The organism is Paraburkholderia dilworthii (assembly GCF_000472525.1).
Lineage (GTDB): Bacteria > Pseudomonadota > Gammaproteobacteria > Burkholderiales > Burkholderiaceae > Paraburkholderia > Paraburkholderia dilworthii.
Genome location: NZ_AWZT01000093.1, coordinates 1 through 8,894 on the forward strand (window position 1 = coordinate 1; position 8,894 = coordinate 8,894).

Below are 8,894 nucleotides of genomic sequence, written 5' to 3' on the forward strand. Positions count from 1 at the left end.
GCTGGGCCTCGCGTTCAAGGCGACGGCTCGATTGGATCCGGTTCAGGTAACCATAGATATAGATCTTGAGCATCACCTCGGGGTGATACGAAGGCCGACCCGTCAACGCTGGTTCGACGCCTTCAAACCCAAGCTTATGAAGATCAAGCTCATCTACAAAGACATCAACTACGCGCACGGGATTTGTGTCCGTCACGTAGTCATCGAGCGCTTCAGGGAGGAGAAAGCTTTGCGTACGATTGTCGCCTTGAACGAACCGTTTCATCCTGCTTATCCCTCGCTGTCGGATGGCAAATTTTAGCGCTCCAAAAACCGTTTTGACACAATCTGGGCCACAAAGAGCCATTCGCCGCCACCGTCGTGTGGACATTCAGGCGTCGGCTCCACCCGCCAATACGCCATTCCGAGCCACTTCAGTCGTTTGCCTGGCGATGGCGCCAAGCCGCACCGGGTTCAGTTAGCGGAGATTCCGGCCCGCGTGGTGACATCGGTTTCGGGCTGGCGTCTTTCATGCGCGACAACAGGTGACGCCATTCCGCAGGCGAAACCTGAAGGTGCTAGACTCGCGTCGCAAATTCCATGTAAACCGGATGAGTACCCACGCGCACCGTCGACTGACTGCCTGGCTAGGCATGATCGCAATATGGCTGATCGTGCTGGGTCCTGTCGTCAGTCAGCTGGTCGTTGCGGCCAGAAATGCGGAACCTGTCGTGGCGATGTGCACGGCGACTACGCCGTCCGCGGATACGCAGCCCATGCATGGCAATGGCATGGTCGCTTGTGGCTATTGTGATCTGCTGGCGGATCACACCACGCTACCGTCCATTGCTCCGCCGCTTCCAGTTCTCGTCATGTTTGTGACGATTGTCGCGGCGCCCATCCTGTCCACCCGCTTCACGCCGCTCGGCGCTTTTCCATCCGGAAGACCACGGGCGCCCCCAGTCTTTTCCAGATCGTAATTCCCGGTCCCACGCGACGCCTAGACGGCGCGTAGCGGCGCGATCAATCACGACTCGAGAAAACACAAAAAAATGAAGCGCCCTCTGCTCGCCACCTCGGTGGCGTTGATGCTGCCTGCCCAATTGGCTTTCGCCGACAGTTCGGGCACACCGGTCGACCTGCCGCAGATCGTCGTCAGCGTCAGCCGCGACGAAGCAACCCTTGCAGAAATGCCCCAGAGCACCACCATCATCACCAGGCAGCAAATCGACAATAGTCCGGCGCAGTCGCTCGACCAGTTGCTGCGCAACGTTGCGGGCTTCAACCTCAGTAGCGTCCCGGCGACCTCAAAGGATCCGACCGGACAGTCCCTCGGCATGCGCGGCCTCGGCAACTCGACCGTGCTCGTCCTGCTGGACGGCGTGCCGATCATGGATCCGTTCTACGGAACCGTGCAGTGGTTCAAGGTGCCGCTCGCCAACGTTGACCGCGTCGAGATCGTGCGCGGCGGATCCGTGGTCTGGGGCAACATGGCCGTCGGCGGCGTGGTCAACATCATTAGCCGCAAACCGACGGACAACCGCACGACGGTATCGGCGAGCTACGGCAGCTTCGGCACGACAAACGTTGCGTTGAACCAGAACCTCAAGGTCAACGACGCACTGGCTTTCAATTTTTCCGTAAGCCATTCCGATTCGCCTGGCTATCAACTGACGCCGTCGTCGTACCTGTGGCGCTTCCCGGACAAGGGGCCGATCTGGACCCGCCAGACCAACGCCCAGTTGACGGCCTATCTGCATCCTACGGCTGACCTGCAGGGTTATCTGCGATTTGGCTACCACGTCAACGACGAACATATCTCGTATGACTACGGCAAGAACGAGCAGACCAGCCCGGACTTTGCGGCGAGCGTCACCAAAGCGCTCGACAAGAAAAGCTCGGTGACCGCGACGGCCTGGGCGCAGGAAGTGTCGTTCGACAAGTACAACGGTGCGAGCTGTTACTGGAAGCCCACCGGCGGCTGCCTGTCGTTGCCCTCGACGCTGACCGGCCTGCCAGCCTCGGCGGTGGGCGCCCCGATCAACCAGTACTACACCCAGTACGGTGACCAGAGCTACCACGAGAGCGGATTTTCGACCACGTATTCGAGAACGATCGGCAAGATCTGGCGTGATATCCAGGTGGGCGTCGACTATCGACGCCTGAGCGCGTCCGATAGCGAGTCGATTTACAACACACCTACTGTGTTCGGCGCACCGACGGGAACATTAGCCGCATCGGTCTCCGGCAGCGGCGTGCAGAGCTACGGGGGCCTGTTCCTGCAGACCCGGATCGCTCCGATCGACTCGCTCCTCATCACGCTCGCCGGGCGGGTGGATCGCTTCTCCAGCAGCATCGCGTCGACGGAAGGCGACAATCCACAGCTCGGCGGAGGAACCACCAGAACCCGGTTCGATCCGAGTATTTCGGCAAGCTATTTCCTCAACGACGATCTGTCGTTACGCGCATCGCTGAACAAGACATTTCGCGGCCCGGGCCTGAACAATTCCCTGCGTTCCTACGGGAGCGCGTCATCGACGCCGTCGATCGCGGATCCCTCGCTCGTTCCGCAGGACATGTTCGAGCGGGAAATCGGCCTCGACTACGAGCGCGGCGGCCTGGATCTGAGCGCGACCTACTTCTTCTACTCGATCCGTAACACGATCCTTTCGACAACGAGCCCCGCGTCCGGCGCACCGTCCGCCTACCAGCAACAGCTATGTGAGGACTTTCTTGCGGGCTCATCGAGCACCAGCTGTAACTTCTATAGCAATGCGGGCAACGAGCGGTCCCAGGGCCTCGAACTGATCGGTTCATACAAGGTGTCGTCGCGACTGAGTTTCGACGGATCGTTCACGTTCACCGACGCGGTCCTCACCAGCACTTCCACCAATACGCCGACCGGCGTGCAGATTGCAGGCATCCCCAAGCTCGTTGGCAACTTCGGCGTCACCTGGAGTCCGCTCAGCAAGCTCACCCTCCAGGCGCAGGGACACTACATCGGGCGCATGAATTACTACAGCTCGGTGACCGCCGGCACGTATTCGCAGGGTTCGAGCACGGTATTCGACATCGGCTGCCGCTATCAACTCACGCCTGCCATCGATCTGACGCTGGCCGTCAACAACCTGTTCAACCGAACCTATACCGACAACACCTGGACCTTTAACCAGCCGTACACGCAAACGCTGTCGCCACCCCGCATGGCCTTTGTTGGCATGCGCGCCACGTTCTGATCACACACGGAGAGCACAATGTTTCTGTCAGAAATCCGCTTCCGGACCCTCGTCGCGATTGCCGTCGCGGCTACGCTCGCACTGCTGCTGGCGAGCCGCGCCGGGGCGCAGACGATGCCCGGCATGTCCATGATGCATCACATGGCCGCCCGCCCCTGCGAGTCGGCGCAGCCGCTCGGGTGTGCTGATTCGGCGACACCGGCCATTGCGCCGGATGGCACGTTGCTGCTGACCTGGACGCAGGACCAGAAGGTCTATTTGGCCCGCTCGAAGGATCTCGGGCAGAGCTGGACGCTGCCGCTGCGACTTGGCGACGTCAGCGAGGGCTTCGACGGGGGCGGTGACGCGCGACCGCAACTGGTCGCTGACGCCGCGGGGCACGTATTGGTCGCGTACGACACGTTCAAGGACAAAAACTGGAATGCGCAGATCTGGCTTGCCTCGTCATCCGATGGCGGAGCGCACTTCGATGCGCCGCGCGTGTTCGAGCCGGCAGCGGTAAGCCAGCGGCTGCCGGTTCTCGATGTCGCGGCATCGGGCAAGATCCTGATGGTCTGGCAGGACAAACGCCTGAGCGGGCCGCAGAAACTGCCTGGCGCATCCATCGCGTACGCGTGGTCCACTGATGGCGGCCGAACGTTCTCGCCGTCGACACTCGCGGCGAATGTCAGTTGCGAGTGCTGCCGCATCGGCGTGACGAACGGGCCCGACGGCTTGCCGATCCTCGCATTCCGGACGATCTTCCCCGGCTCAGTGCGCGACCATGTAATCCTCCGCTTTCTGCCCACTGGCGCGCCGGACAAGCCGCAACGGGTCTCGGTCGATGACTGGGTGACGGACGCCTGCCCGCATCAGGGTCCGTCTATCGCGGTCTCCGGAAACGGGAGGGTGCACGTCGCTTGGTACACCCAGGGCAAGGCACGGCAGGGTCTGTTCTACGCAAGCTCGAAGCGTGAGGGATCGGCTTTCGGCGATCCGCAGCGCCTCGGCAATCCCGACGACGTCACTTCGCGCCCGTTCGTGTTCGTCCACGGCGATCAGGTATGGCGGGTGTGGAAAGCGTTCGATGGCCACGCTTCACAGGTGCTGATCCAGCATTCGGGCAATGACGGCCGCGACTGGAGTGTGCCGTCGGTCATCGATAGCGCGGCAGGCCGCTCGGACCATCCGCTGCTGGTTGGCGACAAGGATCATGTGTTCCTGTCGTGGCTCAGCAGCGAGCACGGTTATCAACTCATCGAACTGAAGGATCCGCAATGAAGCGTTATCGAATCCTGCTCGCGCTGACGTGCCTGTCGATCTGCAAGCTCGCGGTTGCCGCCGGGCTGCAGTGGTACAACGCTGACGACTGGGACGCGCTGCGCCATGCGCATGCGTCGCGTCCGTGGATCGTCCATCTGTGGGGAATGAGCTGCGATCCGTGCCGGCAGGAAATGGCGGCGTGGGGTCGCTTCGTGCATGACCATCCGGGCATCCCGGTCACGTTCATCGAAGTCGAGCAGGCCGCGCCGCCTGAGGTGCGGTCGGTGCTTGCGCAGGGCGGGCTCGCCGGTGGCGATCAGTGGCTAAGCGCGGACGGCTTCGACGCCGCCCAGCGCTACGCAATAGCCCGTCATTGGGGAGGAGAGATTCCGTTCACCCTGCTGATCTCGCCTGACGGCAAGATGCAGACCATCACTGGAACGATGGACTTTCGCCGTCTTGGCACCTGGGCTGAAGCGCAAAACAGGCGGTAACGAACGGGCACGTAAAACCGCCGGGCGACTGATCCCGCAAATGACTTCATGCAATGAGATCATTCTCCCGGGAAGCGAAGGGAAGTCCGCACCATGAGGCGCGCTCCTTGCGATGGCGTCGAAAGGCAAATTGCGCGTGACCTGCCCGACGGGCATTGTGGCGTTGTCTACGGAAGTTCAACGTAGCGTGCCCCTCGTCGCCACGCTGGGCAGGGAGATGTACACTCCCCGGCAGGGGATTTCCACAGTTTCAGGACCGGTTGGATCAGCTAGTCAGGTTCGTCAATGAAAAGAGTTTACGTCTACCAGGGCTTTGAGGTCACCGTGGAGCTAGAGCCACGAGTGGGTGACGGAAGCCTCCGGGAAAGGCTGGTTGTTGGCTCCGAAGGGCTTTGTAGCTGTCGTGTCCGTCTGCATGGAGGGTGCGACTCGCCCCATGGTTGCGCCGATACGCCTCATGGCAGATAGCCAGCGCCTTTTTGCGACGGAAGGCGATGCGCTCATGGCAGGGTATAGCGCTGGGCAGCGGGTAGTGGACGACACGCTCGTGCGCTGACAACAACTCGTTACCGGATGGTCCTGGTGGACGACTGCTTCTATCGACTGGGCGTACGCATGACGGCGACTTTGGCGGGTTGACCATGGCCGCGTTGGCCGACCCTTGCCGCCAGTTAAGCCCTGCACCTTTTGATCGCTGCACAATTGTCCTAGGATACAAAAACTGAGGCGTCACAGTCGGCTCGCCGAGCGCCGACAAGGAGCACCATCCCATGCACGCTGAAGCCGTGGAATACAAGACATCGACGATCATGCCCGTTGCGCCCGTTTCCATGGGGGGCTACGCAGCAACAGCGATAGTCACGCACCGCAACGGCAAGCGCGAAGCATTGGGCATTCTTGGTTACTTCGCATCCGAGAGCGCGGCATGCATGTTTGCCGTTGAATACGCAAAAGCCCATATTCACGGTCGGCGACGCCCGAGGCCGCCGTTTTCGCTTCGGTAAGCCTCCGCCGGCCGTTCGCGCTTAGTCCGGTCGATGTGTGGCCGCTCTGCGTCGGCTGCTGCCGATTGCCGTCGGGCAGAGGTCGGCTAGGAACAGACGGTCGACATCGGAACGAGAATCGTCGACAATCGGTCGCATCCCCCCTTTCGAGCAACGCATGTATTCCATCGACCTTGGACTCATGAGGCTTGATTTCAAGGCAGCGATAATCAATGTGCCGCGAAATGGCGACTATGACTGGATAAATGCAGACTGGATAGATACGCAGCAAGGAATTGGAATTGTCCAGTCAGAACGGTCGGCCACGGCATTTTGCGAAACGGGACGCTTTGCGCAAAAAGGTCCTCACTTGATCGAAGTCGTGTTGCCGTATCTCTATACTGAGAAAGAAGTCGTTGCGCACCTTCTGTCCAAACCAAATACGTCGGGATTGCCTGAAATCATGGTGCGAGACGCCATGAGAATCGAGCACTTTTCCTGGGGGATGCTGTTCTCGATGGATTGGGCATCGATGGGCTATGCGCCAGGTGGTGTCGAGTATTGTTTGCTCCCGATCGATGGTTGTCCTGCTATCTCAACGGGGTTTCTCCGACTCGACTGGCCGAGCGTTCAGATTCATCCGTCATCGTGACGTCCGCAAAGGAAGTGGCCCACTCGCGGATAAATGTCCAGCTTGGTTTGCCCATGCGTCGCTAGAGTACTTCGCAGCGGCGATGTGCTGAACGACTCCCGAGAATACGGCGAAGGATAGGTTAGCAATTCAATCCAACCACGTGCGGCGGGCTATTCACGTCGGCGCGCAGAAAGACCGCGGTTCTCCCGGTCGAGCATATTCAGGATTCGGCCAGTTTGAGACGTTCGACGAAACGGTCTAGATCGTCCACAATTGGCGCCATCCAGCTAACAGCCACTAGTTTCAACAATGAACGGATATAGCCAGTGCCGAAATCAACCGATAGAAAACAAACTGTACTGGGCAAGCGTGGGCCTATAGCGTTTCTGACCGCGGGATTGTTCGCGCTCATGTTTGGCGCTGCCCAGCTTTATGAAGCAGAATTCCAGGCTAACACAGGAGTTGCTATGGGTCGGACAGTCACGATCCAACGGTCGATGCATCCGGACCAGTTCGAAAGTCTTGTTGGGTTAGACCGATTTTTTGGTTCGGCGCTGCTAATCACTGGAGCGATTTTAGTCGTTGCTGGGCTAGCGATCCGGTGTGTACGCCGTCGTCGCTGCGCGTTAAATGTCGAGTTGAGAGGTTACGTCCGTGAACGGACACTCGACCTTGGCGGAAGGGTCGAGGACAATATGAAGTTCAACGGGGATTCAGTTTCTCAAGGCGACTTTTCTTCCGCTTCCAATATTTACATGACCGAACCCAGTGGGCTTCGTGATAATTATCACGTCGTTCAGGCGAAGTCGCGGGGTAAGGATTTTTTCTTTACCTGCCTGTGGCTATCGGCATTCCTAGCTGTCTTAACGGGTTATTGGGGTTTTCAGGGCGACGCACTAATGCTCCAGTTTTCTGTCTGGCTCGCGTCACTGTCTCTTTGTCTTTTTTTGTTATTCATCGGGATATGCGTCGTTCGCGGACGCCACCCCATTACTGTCCTGCGTCAATCCACGTCGTTCAGGTCCCTCATGCGCTTTGCCGTGTCCTTGTTATTTTTCGTTTTGCTGGTCGCAGTGGCTACCGTTCTGTCACTCAAACGATGACACAGCTGTCGGCGCGCGGTTGAGTCGACTGTCATTCCGACACTCGAACAGCACATGACGGCCAATGTCTTTGGCCGCCGGAAGCGGTCGGCGGACGGCTATTGCTGAATCGATGACAAACAACTGCCAAAAATCTAACGAGAAAAAGCCGTGTTCCGAACACCGACAAGCACGGAGATAAATGTCCGTTATAGAGGAATCTGACCGACCGCTGCGGGTCGTGAAGACTCGTTGGCAGTGCCCGAAACCAGCCGTTGATGCTCTTTGGCGTCGGCTCGAAAGGCGTGACGGTCTACAATGACGCAACATCGGCCAACGGCGGGAAGAATTAATGATTTCGCAAGGCATGTATCGGAAGATCCGGACATCAATCATTGTCGTTTCGTTGACGTTTGGCACTGGGGTTTTTTGGGCCGCCGTTGCAGCGGGTGTCGTTCGTTATATCGTTCATTCAGATGAAGACAGGACGCTTCTATTCGTCGGTGGACCGGTCTTCGTGCTTTATTGCATCTGGTGCCTGCGTCGCCTGCCGGATATGTTGAGAAAGTCTGGATATATAGAATAGGACCGCGCCGCTGGTTGCCTGACGGCAAGCGAAACGAAAACCGGCTTTGGCCGGCTGCGGTCGTTGGTGTTGACGCGGCGGTGATCATGAAATCGACGTGCACGGCGTCGTAAGGGAATTCTATTGCGCCGTCGGCGTTGCGGTCGAGCAGGCCGGTTTCCGGTAACACGTGTACGTCGCGCGGCACGGATGCGGCATCAATGCCGAGTCGTTCAGCGAGTTCCTGGACGGACAGTGGTTCTGCGCTGGTCATCGACCTGATGATGTTCCAGCGGCCAGATGTAAGGGCCGGGAACAATAGCTCCAGCGAGTCAACTGAGATATATGCGCCCGGTTTTGTCGCGGTAAGGCGATTTGGGCCAATGACAGCGAGATGATGAGGATTGCTTACATCGCCAGCGAGTGGAATTGCCGAGCGGCCGATGGCTCGAGCTTGCCTGCGTCTTTCATCTGCCCCTTGGCGATCATATGCATGAGTTCAATGCCGCTCAACAAGATGCGGGCACAACGAAAATCCTTGAATCCCAACATGGGTCGGGTACGGCGTTTGATCGCCCGATGGTCTTGTTCGACGATATTGTTGAGGTACTTGGCCTGGCGGAACTTGATGGGCGTTTCGCGCTCTGCGTTGATCGCGTGCAGTCCGGCCAGGTTGGCA

Annotated in this window: 9 protein-coding genes; 6 read left to right on the forward strand and 3 right to left on the reverse strand. The window is 59.0% G+C overall.

The window, feature by feature from the left end:
* On the reverse strand, positions 1-265 hold a 265-nt coding region (locus F759_RS41800; RefSeq protein WP_161633335.1), incomplete at its 3' end, for a transposase.
* Positions 266-632: 367 nt separating this feature from the next.
* Between F759_RS41800 and F759_RS0134480 the strand changes: the two genes are divergently transcribed.
* The 6 genes from F759_RS0134480 (at position 633) to F759_RS0134515 (ending at position 7,671) form a co-directional block, all read left to right on the forward strand.
* Positions 633-959: a DUF2946 domain-containing protein gene (locus tag F759_RS0134480; RefSeq protein ID WP_322787131.1), complete on the forward strand. Its 327-nt coding sequence runs from the start codon at positions 633-635 to the stop codon at positions 957-959.
* Between the two features lie 72 nt (positions 960-1,031).
* On the forward strand, positions 1,032-3,215 hold the full coding sequence (locus F759_RS0134485; RefSeq protein WP_027803789.1) for a TonB-dependent receptor: 2,184 nt from the start codon (positions 1,032-1,034) through the stop codon (positions 3,213-3,215).
* An 18-nt stretch (positions 3,216-3,233) separates the two neighbouring features.
* Positions 3,234-4,475: a glycoside hydrolase gene (locus tag F759_RS0134490; RefSeq protein ID WP_036026094.1), complete on the forward strand. Its 1,242-nt coding sequence runs from the start codon at positions 3,234-3,236 to the stop codon at positions 4,473-4,475.
* Positions 4,472-4,951: a thioredoxin domain-containing protein gene (locus F759_RS0134495; RefSeq protein WP_027803791.1), complete on the forward strand. Its 480-nt coding sequence runs from the start codon at positions 4,472-4,474 to the stop codon at positions 4,949-4,951. The genes F759_RS0134490 and F759_RS0134495 overlap by 4 nt, the downstream gene beginning before the upstream one ends.
* A gap of 1,161 nt (positions 4,952-6,112) precedes the next feature.
* Positions 6,113-6,586, forward strand: a complete 474-nt coding sequence (locus tag F759_RS0134510) for a hypothetical protein (protein ID WP_027803793.1) — start codon at positions 6,113-6,115, stop codon at positions 6,584-6,586.
* A 308-nt stretch (positions 6,587-6,894) separates the two neighbouring features.
* A complete protein-coding gene (locus tag F759_RS0134515) occupies positions 6,895-7,671 on the forward strand; it encodes a hypothetical protein (protein WP_152530790.1) in 777 nt (258 codons plus the stop codon).
* Between the two features lie 371 nt (positions 7,672-8,042).
* Here F759_RS0134515 and F759_RS42675 read toward each other — a convergent pair whose 3' ends face one another.
* Positions 8,043-8,660: an HVO_A0114 family putative DNA-binding protein gene (locus tag F759_RS42675; protein ID WP_456088830.1), complete on the reverse strand. Its 618-nt coding sequence runs from the start codon at positions 8,658-8,660 to the stop codon at positions 8,043-8,045.
* Positions 8,624-8,894, reverse strand: a 271-nt coding sequence (locus F759_RS0134520; RefSeq protein WP_036026005.1) for a DDE-type integrase/transposase/recombinase, incomplete at its 5' end; no start/stop codon positions are given. The genes F759_RS42675 and F759_RS0134520, both read right to left, overlap by 37 nt.